Below are 26456 nucleotides of genomic sequence, written 5' to 3' on the forward strand. Positions count from 1 at the left end.
CATAGCTGACCTTCTGTGATTTACGCTTTGTCAGAATAAGCGGCAGTATGAAAATCGATCTCCCACTTCAGCACTTTGCCGTAGAGCTCAGAGAGGGCAAACTTATCTTCCTCGCTCATTTCTGCTGCGCAGTGGTCCAGCTCTGCTTTCAGCCAGCTCGCCTGCTGATAGAACTCCTCTTCTGCATGCATCTCCACCCAGCGACGAACATCCACATCGCTCTGCATTTGCAGACTGGCGCGTTTACACCAGTGGTAGTACATCCATTCCGCCCCAAACATCAGCGTGACGATCTCCGCATAGCTGCCGCGCTGTGCCACATTCAGCATGCCCTCGCGGAAACGCCGGACGCCCGGCAGGTTATCAGGATAGCTCTCAGGATTGATCCCACGCTTCGCCAGCACCGTCTCAAACCACGCAATCTGCGTATCGACCAGCGCATTCAGTACGCCGATAAGCCAACGCTGCTGGCGGATATCGGGTGCTTTACTTACCCCCAGCGCAAAGATAGCGATGGCGGTAGCGACAAAATTCCCCTCAAACACCAGATAGCGGTTAAACACCTCTGCTGGCAGGCAATCCTGTTCTGTCTCGCAGACAAAGCGATGCTGCTGCATCGCCTGCCAGCTCACCTGATGCTCACGCAACAGACGATCGCTGAACGCTTCCATCTATTCCGCCTCCAGCACGCTGCGGGCTGCCGCCATAAAATGTTTTACGCGAGCCAGCTCCACCTCATTCCACCAGACGCCATCCACCTTTAATGCACTGGCGACGATCACGCCCTGGGTTCTGCTAAGGATCTGCCCCACGTTGTCCGGCGTGACGCCCGACCCGACCAGCAGCGGCAGTTCGGTTGCGCCGCGGATCTCGTCAATTTCGCCCAGCGTCGCGCTGTCACCAGTTCGCTGTCCGGTGGCTATCACCGCATCAGCCTCAAAGAAATCCACATCCCGGGTCAGCTCCTGAATGGAGCGGTCGGCCACAATAGCGTGGCTGCCATGTTTGACGTGGCTGTCGGCAAAGACTTTGATGTGCTCTGCCCGCAGTTGGCTGCGGTAACGCAGTGCTTTAGCCGCCGCGCCTTCAATAAAGCCCTCATTGGCAATATAGGCGTTCGCCCACTGGTTAACCCGCACGAAGTCTGCCCCGCCCGCCAGCGCGGTGGCCAGTGCGGGAATGGCAGCATTAGCCAGAACGTTGATGCCCAGCGGCACGTTAAACCGGGTGCGGACTTTTTCGGTGATCACCGCCATCAGCGCAGCGGTTTCCGGGCCAATATCTTCCGGCTTGGAAAAAGGAATATCGCCATGATTTTCAATGATCAGGCCATGAACACCGCCGGAAATATAATTATCCGCATCGCGTAGCGCGCGCTCAATAATATCCCCCACAGATTTCCCGCGATACTTTGGCGTGCCGGGAAAGGGGTCACAATGTATTACACCAATGACCGCTTTCTTACGTGAAAAAATAGCTTGTATTGCGTCTGTTTTTTCTGCTGATATAGCAACCATCTTCTTCATCCTGTTCAAGGAAACACAATGCGTGTTTATGTCACCGGTAATATCACCGTCGATGAAACCTGGGCAATATCAGATATTCCCAAAAAAGGCTCATCCATTCATGGCAATAAAATCTCACAAGATATCGGAGGAAAAGGGGCGAATCAGGCTATATTAATTGCCCGCTGCGGAATAGAGACAACGCTCATTGCCGCCGTGGGAAATGACAGTAATGGCAGCTGGATCAGAGAGCAAATACACGCTGAACCGTTACGCCTGTTGCCTGAAAAGTTATTCCCCTGTCACAGTGATACCTCAATTATTTTCAATAGCGAAGATGGCGATAATGCCATCGTGACCACCACCGTTGCGGCTGACTCTTTGAGCCTGGCAGAGATTACGCAGGCACTAAACGGCGCACAGCCTGGCGATGTTTTACTGCAGCAGGGCAATTTCTCCGTGGAGAAAACCCGTAGCCTGTTCGAGCTGGCTAAAGCAAAGGGCATGATCGCCATCTTCAATCCGTCGCCCGTAAAACCTGAGTTCGCCCAGCTCTGGCCGCTGGTCGATATTGCGGTACTCAACGAGCATGAGGCTGACTTACTGAAGCCCACGGACGTAAACACGTTAGTGATCACTCACGGTTCCCAGGGCGCTTCGCTTAAAACCCCGGATAACCACCAGTTTTGTGCCGCAACGCCCGCGCAGGCTGTTGATACCACCGGCGCTGGCGACACTTTTCTGGCGGTGATGCTCGCCTCCGCCCTGCGCCGCCAGAGTGAGATAGACGAGTTAGCACTTACTCACGCCAGTAAAGCGGCGGCAATTACCGTCAGCCGCCCGGGTACCTACAGCGCTTTCCCCAACACCGCTGAACTCAACGCGCTGCTGGAAAGCTGACGCGCAGGCCCACTTCTCCGTGGGCCTGCAGATTTATTTGAAAAGAGGACGATAGGCGTCAACGTTCACTTTTATCACCACTGTAGCGGGCACCAGAATTCTCTTTGGCACCCTTTTTCCGGCGCTGATGTCGTTCAGCGCTTTCAACGCCTCTTCGCCCATCTTCTCAGGATCCTGTTGCAGAACGGCGGCAACATAGCCGCTGTCGATGCCGCTGATGGCTTTAGCCGTAAGATCCCAGCCAAACACCTTAATCTCCTTTTGCCGCCCCTGGTTTTCAACGGCAGCAATCGCCCCCAGCAATGCCGGCTCGCCGGTGGCGTAGATGGCGGTTAAATCAGGGTTGCCGGTGATCAGATTCTCTGCCGCCGTCATGGCGTTATCCTGAATATTGCGCCCATCCACCACGTCGGCCACGGTGATCTGCTTGTTGGCGGTGATGATCTCCTGAAACCCTTTCTGCCGGTCGTTCTGAATAGCCGAGTTCAGCGCGCCAACAATACCCAGCCGCGCCTTGCCGTTCATGTTTTTCTGTACATAATCAAGGAAATAGCGACCAAGAATTTTGCCGCCCTCAATATTATCCACGCCAACCTGTGCCGCCTGCGGCCCTTCAGGCAGCACGGCATCAATGGCAATTACCGGGATCTTTGCCGCTGCCGCCTCTTTGATGGCGGGCATAATGCCGTTGACGTCAATGGCATCGACCAGGATGCCCTTCACGCCCTGCTGAATATAATTTTCGATGGCATCATTCTGCGCAACCGGATTATCAGTAGCATTAAAGACCACCAGATCTTTTCCGCTGGCTTTAGCGGCCTCCTGCGCCCCTTTATTCATCAGATTGAAAAACAGCGCCTGCTGATTAATCTGAACCAGGGCATAAGTGGGCGCGGCCGCCCAGGCCGTAGCCATATAACTGCCCGATGCCAGTAATATTGTTGCCAGTGCCAGAACACGCAATTTCCCGGTGTTAAATACCATCATCATTGTCCTCAGTGGAATTGAGTTATAACCAGCTTGCCGCAGCGAAAATTAATCCGGCGGGGTCGGTGTTGGCAGGACAAATATCAGCGTGGTGACTGACGCTCTTTTTTAAAAAAGAGACGATCGGTAGAAACCGGAAAAAAACATTTTTGCAGCCGGTCCGTGTCGGCGCAGGAATAAAATGCTTTTAACAGGGTGGGAATTTCTTCCCGGGCCGTGCAGGTAAACTGTCTATTACCATTCTCCGTTGCCGTTTTTTTGTCAAGCGTTAATTTTGTTAAGGTCTGAAGATTGGAAAAAATGGTATAACAGCGGCGCTTAACTATGTTACAGATATCCTTCTCTCTGATATGGCCTGCATGATGATAAAAAAACGCGTTCTGCTCTCTGATGTGGCAACCCTTGCAGGTCTCTCTAAAGCCACTGTTTCCCGCTACCTGAACCACAGTATCGTGCTGCCGCAGGAAACCATTACGCGGATTGAATCGGCTATTGCGCAACTGGATTACCGGGGTAACAGCCTGGCTCGCCGTCTGAGTAAAGGCGGCAGCGAAACGCTGGGGCTGGTGCTGCCGGATATCACTAACCCCTTCTTTGCAGAACTGGCCGATGCCGCCGAAGAAGCGGCGTTTGAGCATGGTTACAGCCTGGTGCTCTGCATTACCCGCAACAATCCCGAGAAAGAGAGTCAGTTTATCCGCTGGCTGGATACCTGCCAGGTGGATGGTCTGCTGTTTACCACCAATCGCCCCGATAACGGCCTGCTGCGCAAGGAGATCCAGCGTCATCAGCGCATTGTGCTGCTGGATGAGGATATCCCCGGCAGCACGGTACCCAAAGTCTTCGCCGATAATGTGCAGGGCGGTATGCTGGCCACGCAGCAGCTGATTGCTGCCGGACACCGGCAAATCGCCTTTATCGGTGGGCCGGACGAGTTGATGAGCGTGCGGGAGCGCTATCAGGGTTTCTGCACCGCGCTGGCGCAGGCCGGATTGCACTGCCCGCCGGAGTGGGTAATGTATGGAAATTATCAGCGCGAATTTGGTCAGCGGGCGCTGCACCAGCTGTTCAGCCGCGACAGTCGCCCTACTGCCGTTTTTGCCGCCAGTGACTTTCTGGTACTGGGTCTGCTGGATGGCCTGCGCGAGCTGGGCCTGCATGCACCACAGGATCTCTCACTGGTGGGCTTTGATGACGCCAGCTACGCCGACTTCACTCAGCCCCGCATCTCCACTATCCGCCAGCCCGCCAGGGAACTGGGCAGAACCGCCGTCAACCTGATGCTGCGTCTGCTCAACGGTGAAGAAAATATTGCCCCTGAAACCCGTCTGCCAGTGACATGGATCGGGCGCGACTCCATCCAAATCCGTTAACCCGGCCCAAAATGGCGCACTATTCGCACAAAAATGGCGCAAAAACTGTTCACCTCTCCCTTACAGCCTGCATTCTCGTAAACCGGTTTACTAAACCTGTAAATATTTTCACCATTTATTTCAGTTAGTTATAAAAATTATTTCAGGCTCTTTCTCTCTTCTGGCATGGAAGCTGCTTTACTTTCTGCGGCGAACAAATATTTAAGCGTTTTTCCCGATGTGCAGTGCGGAACGGCCCGTCTGCCAGGTAAACCGGTTTACAAGATGTGAACCGCGACCGACGGGCCCTTTTTCTGCCATCACCGTCCTTACCGCTATCCGGCGAGGGGAGTTAACGATGCAACAGCCACAACCCGTTAAAGCGCGGGTAGAAATGGTCAATATCACCAAGACTTACGGCTCTATTCGCTCGCTGCGTGGGGTTAACCTCAAGCTGGCGCCGGGTGAAGTGCTGGGGCTGGTGGGAGATAACGGCGCGGGGAAATCTACCCTGACCAAAGTCCTTTCCGGTGCCGTAGTGCCCACCAGCGGCGCTATCCGCATTGACGGGGAAGAACAGCATTTTGCTAATCCGGCCGACGCGCGTCGCTGCCATATCGAAATGGTCTATCAGGATCTCTCGCTGTGCGACACGGTGGACGTGGCGGGCAACCTGTTTATGGGCCGCGAGCCGATGAAGCATCTGCTCGGCATCCCTTTTCTCGATCAGACAAAAATGCATGCTGATGCCCGTGAGATGCTGAAAGGCCTGGGGATTTCCATCCCTGATACGCGGCTGCTGGTGCGTAATCTCTCCGGGGGGCAACGCCAGGCGATTGCGATTGCCCGTGCCGCCGCCTTCGAACCGAAAGTCCTGATTATGGATGAACCCACCGCCGCGCTGGCCGTGGCGGAAGTGGAGGCGGTGCTGGAGCTGATCCGACGCGTCAGCGCCCGGGGCGTCAGCGTGATCCTGATCACCCACCGACTGCAGGATCTCTTCCTGGTTTGCGACCGCATTATGGTGATGTATGAAGGTACCAACGTGGCGGATCGCCTGGTGGCTGACACCAGCCTGAGCGATATCGTTAACCTGATTGTCGGTGAGAAGTTCACCGCACATTCAGCCGCCGCGCACTGAGGTCAACGGGATGAGTATGATCAATTTAAGCACTCCACGCGTTATCCGGCACTCACTGCCGCGCCGCCTGCTGCATAACCACTCGGGCGTGGTCAGCATCGCGCTGTTTTTTGTTTTCTGCTGCGTGGTGTTCTCGTTTATCACCGGTAACTTTCTCAGCAGCACCAACTGGCTGAATATCATCCGTCAGAGCGCCCCGCTGCTGATTGTCGCCACCGCTATGACGCTGGTAATCACCACCGGCGGAATCGATCTGTCGGTAGGCTCCACGCTGGCACTGGTGGGCGCGCTTTCTGCTATCGCGCTGAATTACTGGGGCCTACCCTGGCCGGTGGTGCTGCTCGGCGGGCTGATACTGGGCGGTCTGGTTGGCGCTATCAACGGGTTCTTTATTGCTTACGAAGGGATCCCTGCCTTTATCGTGACCCTTGCCACGCTTGCGGTGGTACGTGGCGTGGCGTTGCTGATCACTCAAGGCTACTCCATTCCCATTCCGGCAGACAGCCTGTTTACCGCCATGGGACGAGCCTGGGTGCTGGGCATTCCAATGCCGGCGCTTATCGGCATTGTGGTGTTAATCGTCGGGCATATTCTGTTGAACCATATGCGTTTTGGCCGCTATGTCACCGCTATCGGCGCCAATGCGGAAGGCGCGCGCCGCAGCGGTATCAATACCAAAGCGGTGACGATGCGCGTCTATATCATCAGCGGTATGGCCGCTGCGCTCGCCGGAATGATTATCACCGCCCGCCTGGGCAGCGGCTCCTCCAATCAGGGCGAAGGGTTTGAGCTGCAGGTGATTGCAGCAGTGGTGTTAGGCAGCACCAGCCTGTTTGGCGGCTTCGGCACCATTATCGGCACGCTGCTGGGCGCCATGTCGATCGCCATTATCCAGAACGGGCTGATCCTGTCACACATCTCGCCGTTCTACACCCAGATTGCTACCGGCACCATTATCCTGCTGGCTATCTGGCTGAACACCCGCATTCTCAACCCGGCGCGAGCGCCGTCGAAAGGATAGCTGATGAAAGGATCGATTTTTCGCCATGCAGAGCCGTTGCCGGTAGGCGTCAGCAGCGGTTATGTGATGACGGTGCTGGGGCCCCTGCCGCTGGCAGAAATGGGCGTGACGCTGATGCATGAGCATATTCTGTTGGATGCCTCCGGCAAATGGGTTGCCCCCTGCTGCTGTAGCGATCGCCATATCGCTGAGATGCCGGTCAGGATTGAGAACCTGGGCGAACTGTCGCTTAACCCGTTGATGAGCCGCGATAACTGCCAGCTTTTTGATGTGGAGGTCGCTATTGAGGAGCTGATGAAATTCCGCGCCCTGGGCGGTGAAACGGTTATCGACCCGACCAATATCGGCATCGGTCGCGATCCCAAAGCGCTGCAGCGGATTGCACGGCTGACCGGCCTGAACATCATCATGGGGACCGGGCTCTACCTTGAGCCTTCCCATCCCGAATGGGTGAAAACCATTTCCGTGGAGCAGCTCACTGAAAAGCTGATTTACGACGTGGGTGGCGCAGCGGAAAAACCTGAAGTGATAGCTGGTCTGATTGGCGAAATCGGCGTATCAAGCCGGTTTACGGCGGATGAAGAAAAATCCCTGCGTGCAGCAGGCCGCGCCAGCGCGGCTACCGGCGTGCCGATTGAAGTTCATCTTCCCGGCTGGGAAAGGCTGGGACATAAAGTGCTCGATATCCTGGAGCAGGAAGGCGCAGATCTGCGTCATACCGTGCTGTGCCATATGAACCCCAGCTTTGCCGATAAACGCTATCAGCGTGAGCTGGCTCAGCGCGGGGCTTTTCTCGAATATGACATGATCGGCATGAGCTACTACTACGCCGACGAGTCCGCCCAGTCTCCCTCTGACGAAGAGAATGCCCGCGCCATCTGCGAACTGATCGACGACGGCTTTATTGAGCAGATCCTCCTGTCGCAGGATGTGTTTCTGAAAACCATGCTGACCCGCTACGGCGGCCACGGCTATGGCTATATCCTCAAACATTTCGTGCCTCGCCTGCGCCGTCACGGCGTCAGCGGCGAACAGCTTGAAACCTTATTAATTGCCAACCCGCAGCGCGTTTTTGCCGGGTAAAGGGAGTGGTTATGCCAAAGAATATTTTACTGGTCGGGGAGTCCTGGACCAGTACCTCAACGCACGTAAAAGGCTTCGATCAGTTTGCCACCGCCACCTGGCACAACGGCGCGACGGATTTCCTTGCAGCGCTGGCTGACAGCGATTACGCCATCACGCATATGCCCGCCCATGAAGCGCCGGTGAGTTTTCCGCTGACGCTGGAAGCGCTGCAGCAGTGGGACGCCATCATTCTCTCAGATATTGGTGCCAACACGCTGCTGCTGCATCCCGATACCTGGCTGAAAAGCGTGCGTACTCCTAACCGTCTGGCGCTGATCCATGATTACGTCGCCGCTGGCGGCAGCCTGATGATGATTGGCGGTTATTACAGTTTTCAGGGCATTAACGGCGGCGCCCGCTATCGCAACACCGCAGTGGAAAAAGTTCTGCCTGTGCGTTGCCTGGCCTGGGATGACCGCATTGAGGCGCCGGAAGGCATCTACCCTGAGATCAGGGAACCGCATGCCGTGTTCAGCAATATCTCTGGTGACTGGCCCTGGCTGCTGGGCTACAACGAAGTGGAGATGCAGCCGGAAGGAAAGCTGCTGGCCACCGTGGCGGGCACATCGCATCCGCTGGTCGCCGTACGCGAATATCAGCAGGGCCGTTCTTTAGTCTGGACCAGCGACATGTCCGCCCACTGGCTGCCCAGCGAGTTTGCCGCCTGGTCGGGTTATCGCCAGCTCTGGATCAACTGCCTGGCCTGGCTGACAGAGAGAGCCGCATAAGCGGACACCCCCTGACTTCAACTGCCCACGCAAGGAGAACGCCGGATGGATCATCGTACAACTGAACTGGCCCAACGTTTACTGAGTTTCAACACCATTAATCCCCCCGGCGGTGAGGCGGCCTGCATGGCGTTTTTCGCCGGCTGGCTGGAAGCGCAGGGTTTTGAGGTCACGCTTAGCTCGTTTGGCGAGGATCGCGTTAATCTGATCGCCAGCATCGCTGGCAAAGCTGAAGGCGCTCCGCTGGCTTTTACCGGCCATCTGGACACCGTGCCGCTGGGCAATCAGGCCTGGCAACACGATCCGTTTGGCGCCACCATCGAGGGCGACCGTCTCTACGGACGCGGCGCCAGCGATATGAAAGCGGCGATTGCGGCCTTTGCTGTCGCCTGCGTTACGCACCAGGCAGCAATCCGTGAAGGAACCGGCGTGGTATTGCTGATTACCGGCGGCGAAGAGACGGGTTGCGATGGCGCAAAAGCGCTGATCGCCACGGGAAAACTTCCCGCTGTCGGTGCGCTTATCGTCGGGGAACCTACGGCCAACTACCCGGTAATTGGCCATAAAGGGGCGCTCTGGCTGCGTTGTGAAACACGCGGTAAAACTGCGCATGGCGCTATGCCGGAGCTGGGGATCAATGCGATCTATCTGGCCGCTGAAGCGCTGGGTAAGATCCAACACTTTGAGCCAGGCGAACCGCATCCGCTGATGAAGAAGCCGACGATCAATGTCGGGCGTATCCAGGGTGGCCTGAATATCAACTCCGTTCCGGATCGCACCCAGTTTGATGTGGATATCCGCACCGCGCCCAATTTACACCACGCCACCATCCGGCAGAATCTCTCTACCGCGCTGGGGGAGAGCGTGGTGATCTCCACGCTGGTGGATCTGCCTGCCGTGCTGAGTGCGGAGGAGAATAAGTGGATTGAAAGTGTGTATCGACGTTGCCAGCCACTGCATGCAGAGCCGGTAACGGCAAAAATTGTGCCCTATTTCACCGACGCCTCGCTGCTGCTGCCCGCAATGGGGCATCCGCCCTGCATTATTCTTGGGCCAGGTGAACCCGGCATGGCGCACCAGACGGATGAATATTGCCTGCTGAGCCGCCTGAACCAGGCGGAAATGCTCTACGGTGAGCTGATCCTGGACTGGCAAGTTTAAGCAATTCTGGCAGCAGAAAATCGTTATGTTCAGCCCTACCGCAGCTTATGCTGAAAGGCCATCAAACCGGTTATGACGCAACGAGGTTTAACGTGAGTCAATGCGTGTGGCGGCTGGGCAATCAGTGCGTGCCGCGCGTATCCAGCGCCTTCTGCAGTGAAGCATCCACCAGATAGTAAATCTGCGAATCTTTTAGCGTGCCGTCCAGCAGCACGGTGCTCCAGTGCGACTTGTTGAGATGTTCGCTGGGCTGCACATCATCATGCGCGTCCCGCAGTAACTCCGCCAGCGCAGGTGTCGCTTTCAGCGCCACCGCCGGGCGGCCATCAACTTCATGTACCAGCGCAAATAATACGTCGTCGACTTTAATCTGCGTCGCTTTCCAGTCGCTGTGAACGCTCTGCTCTGCGCCCGGTTTATCCATGCAGTAAGTCAGAAGATCCGAAACGTTCATGCTTTAATTCCCCTTGCAGCGTAGTCATCGTGGTAGGTGAGTATAGGTGATTTCTTTCGCCTGGCCGTCCCTCCCTTCGGAAAATGCGCGATCGGTTTTTTTGTTATCGCAATAACTAATCGCTTGCAAAATAATTCCGCTATGGCAGGATAGCCCCAACGAAGTAAGTAGCACACTATTTAATAGCCAATTAAACTCCTGATAAGGGCGCTGCAATGAACACTAAAAAAACTGCCATAGCCGCTTTACTGTTAGCCACTACCTTGTCTGCCGGGGCTGCCGAACCGGGCCCTGCTCCTACGGCAGGCGTGGCAAAATTCCTGCACGCGTTAAACAGCGGCGGCGGGAAACCTATCGAACAACTTTCCCCGGCAGATGCCCGCAACGTGCTTATCCGGGCGCAGAAAGGGGCAGCCCTTCCTCCGGCAGAGGTTTCAGAGAAAACGATTAATGTGATGGGGAAACCGCTGACCCTGACCATTGTGAAGCCGCTTCACGCCGAGGGTACGCTGCCGGTGTTTATGTTCTTTCATGGTGGAGGCTGGGTGTTAGGTGATTATCCAACCCACGAGCGCCTGGTGCGCGATCTGGTCAATGAGTCGGGCGCCGCTGCCGTCTTTGTTAATTACGATCCTTCACCGGAAGCGCACTTCCCGGTAGCGATTACGCAGGCCTATGAAGCAACAAAATGGGTAGCTCAGCACGGTGAAGAGATTGGTGTGGATGGCAAACGTCTTGCGCTGGTAGGCAACAGCGTGGGGGGAAATATGGTTGCTGCCGTCGCGCTGCAGGCGAAAACGAATCATACGCCAGCCATCCGCTACGATGTCATGCTCTGGCCGGTGACCGATGCCAGCTTTAACACCGCCTCTTATGGGCAGTTTGCCGACGGCTATTTCCTGACGAAAAACATGATGAAATGGTTCTGGGACAGTTACACCCTGTCGGCGCAGGATCGCAACAACATTCTGGCCTCGCCTTTACGGGCTACCTCAGCGCAGCTTCAGGGCTTGCCGCCAACGCTGATTCAGACCGCAGAGCTGGATGTGCTGCGTGATGAGGGTGAAGCTTTTGGCCGCAAACTGGATGCAGCAGGCGTCCCCGTTACCGTGACGCGGTATAACGGCATGATCCATGACTACGGCTTGCTGAATGCCCTGAGTCAGGAACCCACGGTCCGCACCGCTATTCAGCAGGCCTCTGCTGAGCTGCAACGCCATCTTAAATAAGCAGAAGAGAAGGCCACCTGCCGCGCAGGTGGCTTGGGTGAATCCTCTGCATTAAAGAGCAGCCTGTGGAAGCTAGCGGATCATTTCCGTTAGCTTCCTGCTCAGCAATGCTGTTACGCAAAAGCTGGCAGATTAATTCTCGCTGGCTTCCTGTTCAGCAATGCTGTTACGCAACTGAATAATTTTTTCATTCAGCTGCTGCACAGCATCCCCTTCAAGCCCTGAGCGGCACAACAGCGTCTCGGAAAGGCACAGGGAGGTTTTCTCCAGCAGTTCCCCCTTTTCTGTCAACGTGATCAGGACCTTACGTTCATCCTCCAGGCTGCGTTTGCGGCACACGAACCCTTCGTTCTCCAGTCTCTTCAGTAAGGGCGTCAGGGTGCTGGTTTCCAGCGCCAGCGTTTCGGCAATCTGGCTTATCATCAGCTCGCCCTGTTCCCACAGCACATTGAGTACCAGATATTGAGGATAGGTTACCCCCATCTCATCCAGTAGCGGCTTGTAGAGCCGTTTAATCGCCAGTGAGGCGGAATAGATGGAATAACACAACTGCTCTGCCAGACGTGGGTGTTCAGACATGCCGGCCCCTCCTTAGAATTTCAAGCGCCTGAGACTACCACAGCCCCTGCACTCTGCTGAGAGCATATTTATTCCCCCTGCAGCGTGGCCACAATTTTCCGGGAGCCGCCGTGGATGCGGTGTTCTCCCAGCCAGATACCCTGCCACGTCCCGAGAACCAGATGCCCACGGTTGATCGGCAACAGCAGCGAGGTCCCTAACATCGACGATTTGATGTGTGCAGGCATATCATCCGCCCCTTCATAATCGTGTTCGTAGGGCGCTTTTTCAGGTACAGCCCGCAGGAAATGCTGTTCCATATCGCTACGCACGGTGGGATCGCAATTTTCATTCAGCGTCAGCGAGGCGGAGGTGTGTTGCAGCAGCAAATGGAGCAGCCCAACCTGCACGTCGCTGAAGCGCCGCAGTTCATCGACAATTTCATCCGTCACCAGATGAAATCCACGGGATTTAGGGCTTAAGGTAATTGTCTGCTGATACCACATTGTGATGCTCCTTCACGAAACGAGTGCTGTTAAGTGTGCAGCAAGTGGCGAAAAGGTAAACCCGCTAGCGGAAAAAGATCGGAAACGACTGCGGCTCCCGTGGGGAGCCGCAGAAATTATGTAGTGAACAACAGTCATTCACTGCAAAAAGCGTTACATCACCGCGGCAAACGCCTCGGCTACCAGATGCACGTTTTTGCTGTTCAGGCCAGCCACGCACATGCGGCCGCTGGCGATCAGGTAGATGCCAAACTCATTACGCAGGCGATCTACCTGCTCTGCGCTCAGGCCGGTGTAGCTGAACATCCCGCGCTGCTTCAGCAGATAGTCGAAGTTTTTATCCGGCATAGCCGCACTCAGCGCCTCTACCAGCGCCTGGCGCATAGAGAGAATGCGCACGCGCATCGCTTCCACTTCAGCCAGCCAGTCAGCCTTCAGCCTGGTATCATTCAGCACGGTTGACACTACCTGCGCACCAAAGTTTGGCGGGCTGGAGTAGTTGCGGCGTACCGTTGCCTTGAGCTGACCCAGCACGCGGGATGCCTCTTCAGCATCATCACACACCACTGACAGTCCGCCGACGCGCTCCCCATAGAGCGAGAAGATTTTAGAGAAGGAGTTGCTGACCAGCGCCGGCAGACCCGCCGCCGCAATAGCGCGAATGGCGTAAGCATCCTCTTCCATACCGCCACCAAAGCCCTGATAGGCGATGTCCAGGAATGGGATCAGATTGCGCCCTTTCAGTACTTCGGTAACGCTATCCCACTGGGCGTTCGTCAGGTCCGCACCGGTGGGGTTGTGGCAGCAGGGATGGAGCAGCACGATGCTCTGCGCAGGCAGCGTTTTCAGTCTGGCGACCAGCTCTTCAAACTTCACGCCGTTGCTCTCTTCGTCGTACCACGGGTAGGTTTTCACCTGGAACCCGGCACCGGAGAAGATCGCCACATGGTTTTCCCACGTCGGATCGCTGACATAGACCTCAGAACCCGGGAAGTAAGTTTTCAGGAAATCTGCACCCACTTTCAACGCGCCGGAACCGCCAACGGTCTGAATGGTAGCGATACGACCCGCCTTCAGCATCGGATGATCCTCTCCAAACAGCAGCGGGGCAATCGCGCTACGGTAAGGAGGCAGGCCATCCATCGGCAGATAAAGCGACGCGTTATGCGCGCCAGCATTCAGACGCGCTTCCGCTTCTGCTACCGCCTTCAGCTGGGGGATTTCGCCCTGCTCGTCATAATATAAGCCGATGCTCAGGTTCACCTTTTGCGGTCGCGTATCCTGCTTGAAGGTCTCCATCAGGGAGAGAATTGGATCGCCAGCATAGGCATCAACGTTTTGAAACACGGTGCAGATCTCCATTAATTGGTTGGGTCAGGCTTGCGCTCTCTTTACCGGCAGCGCACTACTTCTTTTACTTCATCGCAGGACTGCTCAGACGTCATAGCGTCCGGGCCGATGGTTCATGGCGATAATCAGATTAAGGATCACCGCGCCCGCAATGGAAGCGGCCAGCATCGGCAGTGACACCACAAACAGTGAGGCGAGCACCACGCAGGTATCCACGCCCATTTGCAGCTTCCCGGCACGAATACCGTACCGATCCTGCAGCCATAACGCCAGAATATTGATGCCGCCCAGGCTGGCTTTATGCCGGAACAGTACTATAAACCCAATTCCCATTATCACGTTACCGAACAGTGTGGCGTAAAAGGGATCCAGCGCGGAAAAGTGGATGAAAAGCGGATGCAGATGGGTAAACAGCGACACCAGCCCCACTGCGCAGAAGGTTTTCACCGTAAATGCCCTTCCCATGCGGCGAAGGGCGAGCCAGTAAAACGGCAGGTTAATGATAAAGAACGCCAGGCCGAAAGAGGTGTGCGTCAGGTAGCTGATCAGAAAGGCAATACCGGCCGTGCTACCCGTTAACGCACCCGCGGTTTTCAACAGCGTGACGCCAAAGGAGACCAGAAGCGTGCCAAACAGAATGGCCAGCGCATCTTCAACAAGCGTATGGGGGATTTTAGCGGGGTGTACGACGTTATCCATAAAAGCTGATTCCAGAGAGAGCGTCTCCGGTTACAGCAAAAATCGCACCAATCCGGCCCTGAAAAAGCGTGCCGGATGGTGCCAGCGAATTAACCCATTGAATACAAGGCGCTTTACTACCTTATTTTGTGCATGAAAGACGCGCTACATCGTCATATCACGCACTAAAATTCTTTTCGCCGCACAAGTCACGCATTAAAACGCATTTTGATGCACTATTCCGGCGCAGGCTCGCACTAAACTGGTGCGCAGATGGAGGTCATCATGCCATTCTCTTTTAAGCGGGTCAGCACCACGGAGGTTTTCACGTGGGAGACGCTCTGGTGCCCCGCCACCAGTTGGCTGATTAACGCGCTCAGCCCGGCGAGATCGGCCACGGCCACCTTCAGTAAATAGTCAGCATCGCCCGTGGTTTTATAGGCATCCACAATCGCAGAGTGCTCTGCAACCATGCGGTGAAAGCTTTCAACGTAATCGGAAGTGTGGTTGATCAGACGGACCTCAATCAGCCCTATCATCCCCAGGCCAACGGCGTCAGGCGAGAGCCGCGCGTGATAGCCCAGAATCAGGCCCGCCTGCTCAAGACTGATGCGGCGGCGTGAACATTGTGAAGCGGAGAGCCCCACCAAATCGCTCAGTTCCTGGTTGGTCAGACGACCGTTAGTTTCAAGTAAAGTCAGTATCTTAAGGTCGTAATCATCAATCTGCGTCATTATCGATCCGGGCGGCTGAACAGAAACGCTACCCGGACAGATAACCGCATTTTTCATCCCGTTGTCCAACACTATTTTCTGATGGCTAACGGGATGATGCACATTTTGTGCAGAGCGGGTTAATCGTCGTCGTACTGCGGGCCTGCGTAGTTATCAAACCGCGACCATTGCCCGTTAAAGGTCAGACGCACGGTGCCAATGGGGCCGTTACGCTGCTTGCCGAGAATGATTTCCGCAATCCCTTTTTGATCGCTGTTTTCGTGATAAACCTCATCACGGTAGATAAACATAATCAGGTCAGCATCCTGCTCGATAGAGCCAGATTCACGCAGGTCGGAGTTAACCGGGCGCTTATCGGCACGCTGCTCCAGCGAGCGGTTCAGCTGCGACAAGGCCACTACCGGTACCTGTAACTCTTTTGCCAGCGCCTTAAGGGAGCGGGAGATCTCGGCGATTTCCAGCGTACGGTTATCAGACAGCGCAGGCACGCGCATCAGTTGCAGGTAGTCGATCATGATCAGGCTCAGACCGCCATGCTCGCGGAAGATGCGCCGCGCGCGGGAGCGCACCTCTGTCGGCGTCAGGCCGGAGGAGTCATCGATAAACATGTTCTTTTTCTCCAGCAGGATGCCCATGGTGCTGGAGATACGCGCCCAGTCCTCATCATCCAGCTGGCCGGTACGAATACGGGTCTGATCCACGCGCGAAAGCGAGGCCAGCATACGCATCATGATCTGTTCGCCTGGCATCTCAAGGCTGAAAATCAGGACCGGTTTGTCCTGCAGCATGGCGGCGTTTTCGCACAGGTTCATGGCGAAGGTGGTTTTACCCATTGCCGGACGGGCCGCGACGATGATCAGATCCGAACGCTGCAAACCGGCGGTCTTTTTATTGAGATCCTGGTAGCCGGTATCCACGCCGGTCACACCATCATGCGGCGTCTGATAGAGCGATTCGATCCTGGAGATCGTTGCCTCCAGAATTTGATCGACGCTTTTCGGTCCGGTGTCTTTGTTCGCCCTGCTTTCTGCAATCTGGAATACGCGCGATTCCGCCAGATCAAGCAGATCCTCGCTGGTGCGCCCCTGCGGATCGTAGCCCGCATCGGCAATTTCATTAGCGACGGAGATCATTTCACGCACAACTGCACGCTCACGCACGATATCGGCATAAGCGCCGATGTTTGCCGCACTCGGCGTGTTTTTAGAGAGCTCAGCCAGATAGGCAAAGCCGCCTACCAGGTTAAGCTCGCTTTTGGTTTCCAGCGACTCGGAAAGCGTGATCAGGTCAATGGGTTTGCCCTGCTCCAGCAGGCGCTGCATTTCGCTGAAGATCATCCGGTGCGGTCGGCTGAAGAAGTCCAGCGCCGCGACGCGTTCAGAGACGTTGTCCCAGCGCTCATTATCCAGCATCAACCCGCCCAACACGGACTGTTCCGCTTCCAGCGAATGGGGAGGCAGCTTCAGCCCTTCCATCTGCCTGTCGCGGGGTTCACGGTTTTCACCGGATTTGTTGGTGGGTTTATTTCCTGCCATAGTGATGCAATACCGAATAGTTTGGGGACGGGCAAGTATACCCTTTTGGGCTGCTGGCGTCCTCTCTCAATGACGCGGAACCCACAGGAGTAAGCATGGCAAAACGTATACAAATCAGCCAGCATGGCGGCCCGGAAGTGATGCAGCTGATTGAGACAGCAATGCCTGAGCCAGCGGCTGGCGAGGTGGTGGTTGAGCACAAAGCGATCGGCATTAATTATATTGATACCTACGTGCGCAGCGGGCTCTATCCCGCCTCGCTGCCTTGCGGACTGGGCACTGAGGCCGCTGGCGTGGTGCACAGCGTGGGCGAAGGCGTGACGGCAGTAAAGCCTGGCGATCGCGTGGTGTATGCACAGTCCGCTTTAGGCGCTTACAGCGATTTTCACGCTGTACATGTTGATAAGCTGGCTCTGTTGCCAGATAACATCTCTTACGAGCAGGCTGCCGCCTCCTTTCTTAAAGGTCTGACGGTTCACTACTTACTGCGCCAGACCTATGTCGTGCAGCCGGATGAAATCTTCCTGTTTCAGGCAGCCGCGGGCGGCGTAGGCCTGATCGCCTGTCAGTGGGCAAAAGCGCTGGGCGCGCATTTGATTGGCACCGTGGGTTCTGCAGAAAAAGCACAGCGTGCGAAGGAGGCGGGCGCCTGGGCCACCATCAATTATCGTGAAGAAGATATCGCCAGACGCGTTGCCGAGCTGACTGACGGCAAGAAAGTCCGCGTGGTATATGATTCGGTCGGCAAAGATACCTGGGAAGCTTCGCTGGACTCTCTGCAACGTCGCGGGCTGATGGTCAGCTTTGGTAACTCTTCCGGTCCGGTCAGCGGCGTCAATCTGGCGATCCTCAACCAGAAAGGGTCACTATATGTTACCCGCCCTTCACTAAACGGCTATATCACCACGCGCGATGCGCTGACGCTGGCCAGTAATGAGCTGTTTTCACTGATTGGCAGCGGCGCTATTAAAGTCGATGTGCCGGAGCAGCAGAAGTTCGCACTGGAGGATGCGCAGCAGGCGCACAAAACGCTGGAAGGACGCGGCACACAGGGCTCAAGCCTGTTGATTCCCTGATCGCCAGACGCAAACAGGGCTTCCCGCAGGAAGCCCCTTTTTCTTTTTTATAGTTCGCGCTGGTTGTAGGGTCAGAGCGATGAATGCAGGTCAATTCAATGAAAGCATCCTGCCAGAGTTCATAAGTAAATAATATGTTTAATTTCCATTTCGTCTGAGCAATATTGCGAGCTGTGATCCAGAGCGCATTTTTGCCGCGCACTTTTCCGCCAACTCATTGATATTAACGTGATAACCACCGGTCTGCTTTAGACTTTGGCTTTTTGTAAGCGCGATATATCCAGACCGCAACCACTGCCAGCGCCAGCCACGGCAACATTTTTATAACAATAACCAGCATGCCGCCAAACAGCATCACAAACGTCGCTACTACCAGCGCGGCGACGATACCCAGCAGCGAAATGCCAGTCAGCAGCAGCATCAGGAAGAAGCCGAGCACAAACAGGATTTCCATTGAACAGTCTCCCCATATAAGAATCTGAGAGAACTGTTACAAGAATCGTGCCAGATACGGAATAAACTTAAACCATTGAATTTATTGATAACAGTAAAAAGGAGCGCGGTATTAAGTGGTTAAAAAAATCACTTATTGGTCAGTAATTAACTACGCGCTGATTATGCGCTATTACCGCCACTCTGCTAGTCAGATCGGCGCCTCCAACCTTTTCCCGATGCTTGTCCTTATCGCCCTGCCAGGCCCGGTGTTAACCAAACGGCTACACAAACCGTTACCTTAAGAGCAACACCTTTCTGCGGCGCCTGGTACTGAATTTGCATCCCATCATTAAGTAAATGGTTGTTTCGCATCAGGGGTTCTCAGTGAATTTAAATACTTATAAATATTTCAATGAAGTAGCCGCCGCAGGATCGATCCGCCGTGCAGCCGATCGGTTACACGTTGCACCATCGGCTATCAGCCGCCAGATCGCCTTATTAGAACACAGTCTGGGTATCATGCTGATTGAACGCAGCAATACCGGAATTCAGTTAACGCCTGCGGGCATGATGCTTGAACGCTATACCCGAAAAATGGTTCGGGATCTGGACCGCATTCATGAAGCTATCAAAAATCTGAAAGGGCTGCGCCAGGGAGAGGTAAAAATCTGGGTGATCGAGGCAGTGGTTCAGGCGGTTCTGCCGCGCATTATGACTGAATTCAACGAAATTTATCCCGCCATCAAATTTTCCATTAACACTGAATCTTCAGACCGCACCATTGAAGCCATTATCAATGATGAAATTGATATTGGCATTGTATTTAACCTGGGCAATCGCCCCAGTGTTGAAGTTATTAAGCAGTGTCCTGCTCCCGTTCAGTGTCTGGTGTCGCCGGGGCATCCACTCGCCCACCATCACTCCGTAAGTCTGGAAGAGATCTGCTCCTGGCCCATAGCGCTACCTGTTTCCAGCTTCGGCCTGCGACAGACGTTCGACAAAGTGACCCGCGCCCAGCATCTGGTACCGCAATCCATTGTGAATACCAACAACCTTGAACTCACTAAGGCGATGGCCATTGCGGGCCGTACCCTCACCATCGGTCCTGAACTGATCGCGACCAAGGAAATTGAACACAATTTGCTTCGTGCCATTCCCATTGATAACGATGCGATGCGTGCGGCCACGATCGAGATCTGTGTGCATCGTGACCGCTCGCTCTCATTTGCCGCGCATCACTTCCTCAAGCTGGTCTGCCGGGAATTCAGTTAGCTCACCCCAACTTTCCTGTTAACGGCGTGTACCAGAACGGGCAACACGGCGTGCTGCAAACGGCACTACTTACTGCCGTAAACAGCATGATATTTATCACTCATCGCTTAGTGCCAACGCCTGACGGGGTCAGGAAAGAATCCAGAGAGGATGAGAGATGCCGAACGTCATGACTAACGGGATAAACACGCATTATGAAATGTGTGGATCGGGTCCGGCCCTGATCTTTGTCTCCGGGCTGGGCGGCACGGCCGCCTACTGGAAACCGCAGCTTGAAGCCTTCAGCAAACGCTTCACGGTCATCACCTATGACCAGCGTGGCGCGGGCACCTCCGATCATCCTGAAGGTCCTTACAGCATCGAAACGCTGGTGGACGACCTGCAATCGCTGATTAGGACGCTGAAGCTGGCGCGTCCGCTGCTGGTTGGACACTCGACGGGTGGCGCAATCGGTCAACACCTTGCTGCCCGCGATCCCGATCTGCTGGCAGGGATGGTGCTGTACGCCAGCTGGGCTAAATCAGACAGGCACTTTAACTGGTGTTTCCGCATGCGCCGCGCTCTGCTGGTTGGCAGCCCGCTGGAAGAGTATGTCCACGGCAGCGCGCTGTTTCTCTATCCGCCTGAGCATGTGAATACGCATGCGGAGGTGCTGTCGCCGGCTCTGCTCGCTTCTGTCGCCAGCTTCCCACAGCGCGAGATCATCCTGAGCCGCATTGACGCCATTATGGATCACGACGCCACCGCCGTGCTGGCCGCCATTCAGACACCCACGCTGGTGATCTGTGCACAGGACGACATTCTGACGCCGCCTTATCAGTCACGGCTGCTGGCGGAAGCCATCCCGAATGCGCAACTGGAAATCGTGCCCCGGGGCGGGCACAGCTTTTCAGAGACTGAAACGGTTCTGTTCAACAAAATTACGTTCGACTTCCTGGTGGGCGTCCGTCAGCTAACAAATTGATCTAAGAGGTTTCTTATGTCTGGTAATGACAATTGTAACGTTGAGTTTGGTGTATTTCTTCCGGTCGGCAATGGCGGCTGGATCACCTCAACCACCAGTCCGCAGCTTCCGGCGACCTACGACTACAACAAAGAGGTCACGATCCTGGCCGAGCAGTTGGGGTTCGATTTCGCCCTGTCGATGGCGAAGTGGCGTGGCTACGGCGGCCCTTCCCGTCACTGGGATGTCACGCTGGAAAGTCTGACCACCATGGCGGGTCTGGCTGAAGCCACCAGCCGCATCGGCGTCTGGGGCACCGTTCATACCATGGTGTTCCACCCGGCAGTCGTCGCCAAAATGACCGCTGTGCTCGATCAGATCTCCAAAGGGCGCTTCGGACTGAATATTGTTTCGGGCTCGAACCCCACCGATCAGGGTCAGATGGGGCTGTGGATGGACCTGGATCATGCTGAGCGCTACGAGCTGGCGGCGGAATGGCTGACCGTGTTAAAGCGTCTCTGGACGGAAGATCGTGTCGACCATCAGGGCAAGCATTATCAGCTGACGGACTGCATGTCTAACCCCAAACCCGCCTCACCGCCGCCGATTATCTGTGCGGGCGCCTCCGACCGCGGTTTCCTGTTTACCATGGAGCACTGCACCGGCAGCTTTATGCTGGGCTCTGACCATGACGACTTCATCAAAACTGGCCTGCGCGCTAAAGAGCTGGCTGCACAACAGGGCAAGCCGGATTTCAAAACTTACGGGCTGTTCACCATTGTGCCTGGTGCTACTGATGCGGAAGCTCAGGAGCGCGTGAAGCTGTTCGATTCGGGGGTTGACACCATCGCGCTGGATAACCAGACCCGCGAATACTCCGGCGACAAGAGTTTTAAGCAGAACACCATGGCTCAGCGGTTCGTCTCGCAAGGCGAGCAGCGCAACTCCATGACGCGTGCGGCGCTGGTAGGCTCCCCGGAAACCATCGGCAACAAGCTGGCAGCAATCGTTAAGGGCGCGCAGCTTGATGGCGTAACGGTAATTGTACCGGATTTCATTGATGATCTGCGCATCGTGGGCACGGAAGTACTGGAAATACTGGAGCTAAACGGCGTTAACACCAACGCCCGAGCGTATCAGAAGTCGGTAAAGAGCTGATCTGTCGTAACCTTCAGGCTGAGAACGGCGTGTCCGCCTCAGCCCCATTATGAGTCACCTTCCCCGCTTCGCGGATTGCCAGGAGTCGAGCTATGAAAATGAAAATGATGTTAGCTTTTGCGGTTTCCGCTGCCATGGGTTGTGCTTCCGTTACTTACGCGGATGAGAGTAAACCGCGCGTGGCTGCCTTGTTTACTCAGACCGTGACGCAGGGCTCATGGGATATGGCGGGCTATGCGGCGTTCAGGTCGATGGCGACTAAAGAGGGCTTTACCCCCAGCTATCTGGAACACACCACCTATGAGTCCGCGCCTTCAGTGTTGCGCCAGCTGGCCTCTGATGGTGTAAAGCTGATTATTGCCCACTCCTCCGGCTATTCGGCGGCAATCAAAGAAGTGGCCCCTTCCTTCCCCAACACGCAGTTCGTGCTCTACTCCTATGAAAGCTCCACCAACAACCTGCCAAACTACTCGGCGTGGTCGGTTGACTGGGATGAATACGGCTTTGTGCTGGGCGTGCTGGCGGCAACGGCCAGTAAAACCGGCCATATTGCAGTGATCAGCGGCGAACCGATCCCTTCTGCAGAGCGTACCGTGCAGTTCATCAAAAAAGGCGCGGCTTACGCCAATCCCAAAGTGGTGGTGGACTCTGCCTATGTAGGCTCCTTTACTGATGTTGCCCGCGCGAAAGAGATTGCTACCGGCGCTATCGCTCGCGGCGCGGATTTTGTCATTCCTTCTGCAGATACTGCCGATGCGGGCATTCAGCAGGCAGCGGATGAAGAAGGCGTGCTGACGATTGGCTCTTACACCGATCAAGCCAAATCCTTTCCCAACTCTGTGATGACCTCCACGGTGATGAACTTTGATAAATCCTATGCGGATATCGGTAAACACTGCGCTGACCATCAGCTCGGCAACCGTATTGTGACCGAAAATTTAGCCACTAAGGGCTGGACGCTCGCTAAACCTTTTGCCCATGTCGACAAAGAGGTTGAGGAGAAAGTGTTCAAGGTTATTGATGACCTTAAGGCCGGCAAAATCAAGATTGAGGAGTAACTCCATGTCCAGCCCCGTAATCGAACTCGATCATGTTTCAAAGCGCTATCCCAACGGGTTTGTCGCGCTGGAAAAAGTGAGTCTCGCCTTTTATCCCGGGGAGATCCACGCGCTGTTGGGCGAAAACGGGGCGGGAAAATCGACGTTGATGAATATTCTGTACGGCGTGCATGAAGCCACTGAAGGCGGCGTGTTGATGAATGGCCGCCAGGTGATCCACCGTCGGCCAGCTGACGCCATCGCTAACGGCATCGGTATGGTGCATCAGCATTTCAAGCTGGTCGCGCCTTTCACCGTCGCGGAGAACCTGGCGCTGGTCGCCAGAGGTGAACGCAAAAAAACCTTCCGTCGCCCTGCCAACATTCGCGCTTTTATGCAGGCATACGGCGTTGACCTTGATCCGCACACTGTCGTGGGGCGCCTGCCGCTGGCTTTGCAGCAGCGCGTGGAGATCCTGAAAGCGCTGGTAAATGACACCCGGGTACTGCTGCTGGATGAACCTTCGACCATTCTGACGCCGGGCGAGATAGCCGAGCTCTATACCACCGTGCGCCGGATTTGTGAAAAAGGTACGGCAGTGGCGGTTGTTACTCATAACGTAGATGAAGTGCTCGCCAACGCAGACCGCTACACTATTTTACGGCGAGGCAAAACCAACGGCACCGGGCTGACCCGGGGCTGTACACCCGATGAGTTGGTGGAAAAAATTGTCGGGCGTGTTGTCGTCAGCGGCACGCGTCTCGGTTCATTACGTCAGGCTGGTCCGGAACAAATGCGGTTGAGCAACGTGAATTTGCGCCCGGCAACCGGTTCGCCAGGACTGCACGCTTTCACTCTGTCGCTACATGCACGGGAAGTCATTGGCATTGCAGGTGTGGAAGGCAACGGGCAGACCGAGCTCTTTGAGCTGCTGGCAGGGCAACGGCAGCCGCACAGCGGCGACATTACCCGTAGCGGCCCGAATATCACGGTGGCGCTGGTACCACAGGACCGGCATCACGAAGGGCTTTCGCTGGACTTACCGGTTTCCCACAACCTGCTCTACCCCAAAATTATGCAAGGCGGATACCGTCGTCTGGGATTACTTAACCATGCCGCCATTGCGGAGCGCGCCAGAGAGATGATTACCGAGTCCGATATCCGGACGCATTCTCACGGCAGCCTGGCCCGCTCTCTTTCAGGGGGGAATCAGCAGAAGATCGTGGTGGCGAGAGCCATGGCGGAAGCGGCCTCCATTATCGTTGTTTATCAGCCCACGCGGGGTCTGGATATGGCTGCGGCAGAAGCGGTATTAATCCGTCTGGCCGATGCGGCTGATGCTGGTACCACCGTGCTGATTATCTCCTCAAATATCGAAGAACTTCTTCGGGTCTCCGACCGCATCGTGGTGATGAACGGCGGCAGGATCGCTGGGGAAGTAATGGGGGAGCAAATGTCCTTTGAAAGAATCGGCACGCTGATGACTTCCGGTCGGGGCGCGCAGTCGGCTGCAGCAGGAGCAGAACATGTCTGAATCGGTAAAACCTCTGGCTGATACCGGCGCCTCGCTGCGCCGGGTACTGACCAAATTAAGCGGCTCCCGCTCGTTATGGGTCACCCTGAGCGCTTTTATCGGCTCGTTAATCCTCGGCCTGGCCCTGATCGCCGCGATGGGCGTACCGCTGATTTCCGCCATGCGGGTCGCCTTTGAAGGCGCTTTTGGCAACATCCGCAGCCTGTCCGACACACTGGTATTTATGACGCCGCGCCTGCTGGTGGCGCTGGGTGCGCTAATCGCCATCCGCGGCGGTATGTTTAACCTGGGTGGAGAGGGCCAGCTACAGATGGGTGCTATCGGCGCCATGCTGCCTTTTCTCGCTTTTGGCGACATCGGCCCGGCATTGCTGCCATGTGCCATCCTCAGCGGCGCAATCTGCGGGGCGCTGTGGGGGCTAATCCCGGCCGTGCTGAAAGTATGGCGCGGCATTGATGAAATCATCGTGACGCTGATGATGAATTTTATCGCCATCTATACCCTGAAATATCTGGTTCAGGGGCCGATGCGCCCGGCGGGTTCTAATTTCAATATGTCTGCCCAGCTGCCGCCAGACGGCGTTTTCCAGCAGGTCATTGAGGGTACGCGACTGCACTCCGGCGTGTTTCTGGCATTACTGATTGCGCTCGCTGTTTGGGTATTACTGAAACACAGCGCTTTCGGGCTGAAGCTCCGCGCCAGCGGTCAGAGTCCCCGTTTTGTGCAGTTTCAGGGAGAGTCTGCGGCAAAAAACGTGCTTTCCAGCATGGCGCTTTCGGGCGCCGTCAGCGGGCTGGCAGGCGCTTTTGAAGTGCTGGGCGTGCAGTACCGTCTGATTGACGGTTTTTCGTCAGGGCTGGGTTTTGAAGGGCTTGCCGTCTCTTTCCTGGCTGGTCTCGAACCTTTTGGGGCCATTATCGTCTCGATTTATTTTGGCGCCATTAACAGCGCCGCACTGGCACTGCAAAGCACCTTTTCAATTCCAGCTGCGTTAGCGGATGTGCTTGCCGGTATGCCGATTTTATTTCTGGCAGTAATGAGCGGCGTCATGCTGGTTAAAGGGAGGCCTGTATGGAATTCAACACTGTAACGCTGGCGCTGTTTTTTGCCGGAGGCCTCAGGCTTTGTGTGCCGGTTCTGCTGGCGGCGCTGGGGGAAACCGTTTCAGAACGGGCCGGCGTTTTCACCATCGGGCTGGAAGGCGTGATGCTGTTTGGCGCGTCGTCATCAGCGGTAGGGCTGGCGGTATCCGGCTCGCCGGTTCTGGCGCTGCTGGCCGGAGTACTTGGCGGCGTGCTGGCCGCGCTGGTTCTGGCGCTGGGCACGGTATTCGCCCGCGCTAACCAGATAGTGATGGGTATAGGCTTCAATTTGTTCGCGATTGGCGCAACCTCATTGATCCGTCAAATCTGGCTTGCTGGCGCACCCGCAGCAGGATCGATGCGCTCTGTTTCTATGTTGAAGCTGCCGTGGTTATCCGATATTCCCATCGCCGGGCGCGCGCTCTTCTCGCAAAGTCCGGTGCTCTATCTGGCGGTGGTGGTCGCCTTTTCGCTCTGGTGTCTGTTCCGCTATACACGCGCCGGTCTGTTGCTGCGGGCCGTGGGCGAGAACGCGCTGGCCGCTGATGCTGCGGGCCACGCCGTACTGCGCATCCGTTTCAGCGCCACCCTGTTTACGGGAGTGATGGCGGGATTAGGCGGAGCCTATCTCTGCATCATCGCCTCCGGCGGCACTTTCGTGGACAACATGACGGCAGGACGAGGCTATCTGGCCATTGCCGTCACCATTTTTGCACGCTGGATGCCGTTGCGGGTACTGATTGTAGCCGTCTTGCTGGGTCTGCTCGAAGCCCTGCAATTCCAGGGGCAGTATCTGGGCATTGATATCGCACCTTCCCTGCTGATGGCAATGCCGTTTGTGGTCGCGCTGGTCGCCTGGGTGATGATGGGCCGGGCAGGCGCAGCGCCGACAGATTTAGGCCGTCCTTTCCTGCGGGGCTCAGGGCGGTAGTGATTCTAAAACAGGGGGTTGCGG

Annotated in this window: 27 protein-coding genes; 16 read left to right on the top strand and 11 right to left on the bottom strand. The window is 55.8% G+C overall.

Annotated elements, in window-relative coordinates; translation table 11 throughout:
• Window positions 1-20: 20 nt before the first annotated feature.
• Window positions 21-671: a TenA family protein gene (locus tag Q3V30_RS19415; protein WP_306208601.1), complete on the bottom strand. Its 651-nt coding sequence runs from the start codon at window positions 669-671 to the stop codon at window positions 21-23.
• On the bottom strand, window positions 672-1517 hold the full coding sequence (locus Q3V30_RS19420) for a BtpA/SgcQ family protein (protein ID WP_306208603.1): 846 nt from the start codon (window positions 1515-1517) through the stop codon (window positions 672-674). It abuts the gene before it with no gap.
• Between the two features lie 27 nt (window positions 1518-1544).
• Here Q3V30_RS19420 and Q3V30_RS19425 point away from each other — a divergent pair, with 27 nt between their 5' ends.
• Window positions 1545-2405, top strand: a complete 861-nt coding sequence (locus tag Q3V30_RS19425; RefSeq protein WP_306208606.1) for a ribokinase — start codon at window positions 1545-1547, stop codon at window positions 2403-2405.
• Window positions 2406-2438: 33 nt separating this feature from the next.
• Here the strand turns inward: Q3V30_RS19425 and Q3V30_RS19430 are convergent, their stop codons facing one another.
• Window positions 2439-3392 carry an ABC transporter substrate-binding protein gene (locus Q3V30_RS19430; protein WP_306213255.1) on the bottom strand — a complete coding sequence of 318 codons (954 nt, stop codon included), beginning with the start codon at window positions 3390-3392 and terminating at the stop codon, window positions 2439-2441.
• Window positions 3393-3742: 350 nt separating this feature from the next.
• Here Q3V30_RS19430 and Q3V30_RS19435 point away from each other — a divergent pair, with 350 nt between their 5' ends.
• The 6 genes from Q3V30_RS19435 (at window position 3743) to Q3V30_RS19460 (ending at window position 9920) form a co-directional block, all read left to right on the top strand.
• Window positions 3743-4765: a LacI family DNA-binding transcriptional regulator gene (locus tag Q3V30_RS19435; protein ID WP_306208609.1), complete on the top strand. Its 1023-nt coding sequence runs from the start codon at window positions 3743-3745 to the stop codon at window positions 4763-4765.
• A 373-nt stretch (window positions 4766-5138) separates the two neighbouring features.
• Window positions 5139-5885, top strand: coding sequence for an ATP-binding cassette domain-containing protein (locus Q3V30_RS19440; RefSeq protein ID WP_306213256.1), 747 nt, complete (start codon window positions 5139-5141; stop codon window positions 5883-5885).
• Between the two features lie 19 nt (window positions 5886-5904).
• On the top strand, window positions 5905-6906 hold the full coding sequence (locus tag Q3V30_RS19445) for an ABC transporter permease (RefSeq protein ID WP_306213257.1): 1002 nt from the start codon (window positions 5905-5907) through the stop codon (window positions 6904-6906).
• A gap of 3 nt (window positions 6907-6909) precedes the next feature.
• The gene (locus tag Q3V30_RS19450; protein ID WP_306208611.1) at window positions 6910-7989 is read left to right on the top strand and encodes a phosphotriesterase family protein; all 1080 of its coding nucleotides are present in this window, start codon (window positions 6910-6912) and stop codon (window positions 7987-7989) included.
• 11 nt (window positions 7990-8000) lie between these two features.
• Window positions 8001-8759: a glutamine amidotransferase gene (locus tag Q3V30_RS19455; protein ID WP_306208613.1), complete on the top strand. Its 759-nt coding sequence runs from the start codon at window positions 8001-8003 to the stop codon at window positions 8757-8759.
• Window positions 8760-8804: 45 nt separating this feature from the next.
• Window positions 8805-9920 carry a M20 family metallopeptidase gene (locus Q3V30_RS19460; RefSeq protein ID WP_306208616.1) on the top strand — a complete coding sequence of 372 codons (1116 nt, stop codon included), beginning with the start codon at window positions 8805-8807 and terminating at the stop codon, window positions 9918-9920.
• A gap of 121 nt (window positions 9921-10041) precedes the next feature.
• Here the strand turns inward: Q3V30_RS19460 and Q3V30_RS19465 are convergent, their stop codons facing one another.
• On the bottom strand, window positions 10042-10374 hold the full coding sequence (locus Q3V30_RS19465; RefSeq protein ID WP_306208618.1) for an MmcQ/YjbR family DNA-binding protein: 333 nt from the start codon (window positions 10372-10374) through the stop codon (window positions 10042-10044).
• Window positions 10375-10589: 215 nt separating this feature from the next.
• On the opposite strand from Q3V30_RS19465, the gene Q3V30_RS19470 reads away from it, so the two are divergent.
• Window positions 10590-11603 carry an alpha/beta hydrolase gene (locus Q3V30_RS19470; protein WP_306208620.1) on the top strand — a complete coding sequence of 338 codons (1014 nt, stop codon included), beginning with the start codon at window positions 10590-10592 and terminating at the stop codon, window positions 11601-11603.
• A gap of 132 nt (window positions 11604-11735) precedes the next feature.
• Here Q3V30_RS19470 and Q3V30_RS19475 read toward each other — a convergent pair whose 3' ends face one another.
• The 6 genes from Q3V30_RS19475 to dnaB form a co-directional block, all read right to left on the bottom strand.
• Window positions 11736-12182 carry a MarR family winged helix-turn-helix transcriptional regulator gene (locus tag Q3V30_RS19475; protein ID WP_306208622.1) on the bottom strand — a complete coding sequence of 149 codons (447 nt, stop codon included), beginning with the start codon at window positions 12180-12182 and terminating at the stop codon, window positions 11736-11738.
• 68 nt (window positions 12183-12250) lie between these two features.
• Complete coding sequence (locus Q3V30_RS19480; protein ID WP_306208624.1) at window positions 12251-12667, bottom strand: secondary thiamine-phosphate synthase enzyme YjbQ; 417 nt, start codon at window positions 12665-12667, stop codon at window positions 12251-12253.
• A 153-nt stretch (window positions 12668-12820) separates the two neighbouring features.
• Window positions 12821-14014 (bottom strand): amino acid aminotransferase, encoded by a 1194-nt coding sequence (locus Q3V30_RS19485; protein ID WP_306208626.1) that lies wholly within the window; start codon window positions 14012-14014, stop codon window positions 12821-12823.
• 87 nt (window positions 14015-14101) lie between these two features.
• Window positions 14102-14716, bottom strand: a complete 615-nt coding sequence (locus tag Q3V30_RS19490) for a YitT family protein (protein WP_306208628.1) — start codon at window positions 14714-14716, stop codon at window positions 14102-14104.
• 236 nt (window positions 14717-14952) lie between these two features.
• Window positions 14953-15429 carry an Lrp/AsnC family transcriptional regulator gene (locus Q3V30_RS19495; RefSeq protein WP_306208629.1) on the bottom strand — a complete coding sequence of 159 codons (477 nt, stop codon included), beginning with the start codon at window positions 15427-15429 and terminating at the stop codon, window positions 14953-14955.
• A 119-nt stretch (window positions 15430-15548) separates the two neighbouring features.
• A complete protein-coding gene (gene dnaB / locus Q3V30_RS19500) occupies window positions 15549-16964 on the bottom strand; it encodes a replicative DNA helicase (protein ID WP_306208630.1) in 1416 nt (471 codons plus the stop codon).
• A gap of 95 nt (window positions 16965-17059) precedes the next feature.
• On the opposite strand from dnaB, the gene Q3V30_RS19505 reads away from it, so the two are divergent.
• Entirely contained in the window at window positions 17060-18040 is a 981-nt protein-coding gene (locus tag Q3V30_RS19505; protein ID WP_306208632.1) for a quinone oxidoreductase, read from the top strand.
• 223 nt (window positions 18041-18263) lie between these two features.
• On the opposite strand, the gene pspG is transcribed toward Q3V30_RS19505, so the two are convergent.
• Complete coding sequence (gene pspG / locus Q3V30_RS19510; protein WP_306208634.1) at window positions 18264-18494, bottom strand: envelope stress response protein PspG; 231 nt, start codon at window positions 18492-18494, stop codon at window positions 18264-18266.
• Window positions 18495-18859: 365 nt separating this feature from the next.
• On the opposite strand from pspG, the gene Q3V30_RS19515 reads away from it, so the two are divergent.
• From Q3V30_RS19515 to Q3V30_RS19545, 7 genes are all read left to right on the top strand, one after another.
• Window positions 18860-19747, top strand: a complete 888-nt coding sequence (locus tag Q3V30_RS19515) for a LysR family transcriptional regulator (RefSeq protein WP_306208636.1) — start codon at window positions 18860-18862, stop codon at window positions 19745-19747.
• Between the two features lie 157 nt (window positions 19748-19904).
• Window positions 19905-20711 (top strand): alpha/beta fold hydrolase, encoded by an 807-nt coding sequence (locus Q3V30_RS19520; RefSeq protein WP_306208639.1) that lies wholly within the window; start codon window positions 19905-19907, stop codon window positions 20709-20711.
• A gap of 15 nt (window positions 20712-20726) precedes the next feature.
• Complete coding sequence (locus Q3V30_RS19525) at window positions 20727-21848, top strand: LLM class flavin-dependent oxidoreductase (protein WP_306208641.1); 1122 nt, start codon at window positions 20727-20729, stop codon at window positions 21846-21848.
• A 92-nt stretch (window positions 21849-21940) separates the two neighbouring features.
• On the top strand, window positions 21941-22906 hold the full coding sequence (locus Q3V30_RS19530) for a BMP family protein (protein ID WP_306208643.1): 966 nt from the start codon (window positions 21941-21943) through the stop codon (window positions 22904-22906).
• 4 nt (window positions 22907-22910) lie between these two features.
• On the top strand, window positions 22911-24419 hold the full coding sequence (locus tag Q3V30_RS19535) for an ABC transporter ATP-binding protein (RefSeq protein WP_306208645.1): 1509 nt from the start codon (window positions 22911-22913) through the stop codon (window positions 24417-24419).
• Window positions 24412-25509, top strand: coding sequence for an ABC transporter permease (locus tag Q3V30_RS19540; protein ID WP_306208647.1), 1098 nt, complete (start codon window positions 24412-24414; stop codon window positions 25507-25509). Before Q3V30_RS19535 ends, Q3V30_RS19540 begins: the two co-directional genes overlap by 8 nt.
• The gene (locus Q3V30_RS19545; RefSeq protein ID WP_306208649.1) at window positions 25491-26432 is read left to right on the top strand and encodes an ABC transporter permease; all 942 of its coding nucleotides are present in this window, start codon (window positions 25491-25493) and stop codon (window positions 26430-26432) included. The genes Q3V30_RS19540 and Q3V30_RS19545 overlap by 19 nt, the downstream gene beginning before the upstream one ends.
• Window positions 26433-26456: the final 24 nt, after the last annotated feature.

The organism is Erwinia pyri, assembly GCF_030758455.1.
Classification (GTDB): Bacteria; Pseudomonadota; Gammaproteobacteria; order Enterobacterales; family Enterobacteriaceae; genus Erwinia; species Erwinia pyri.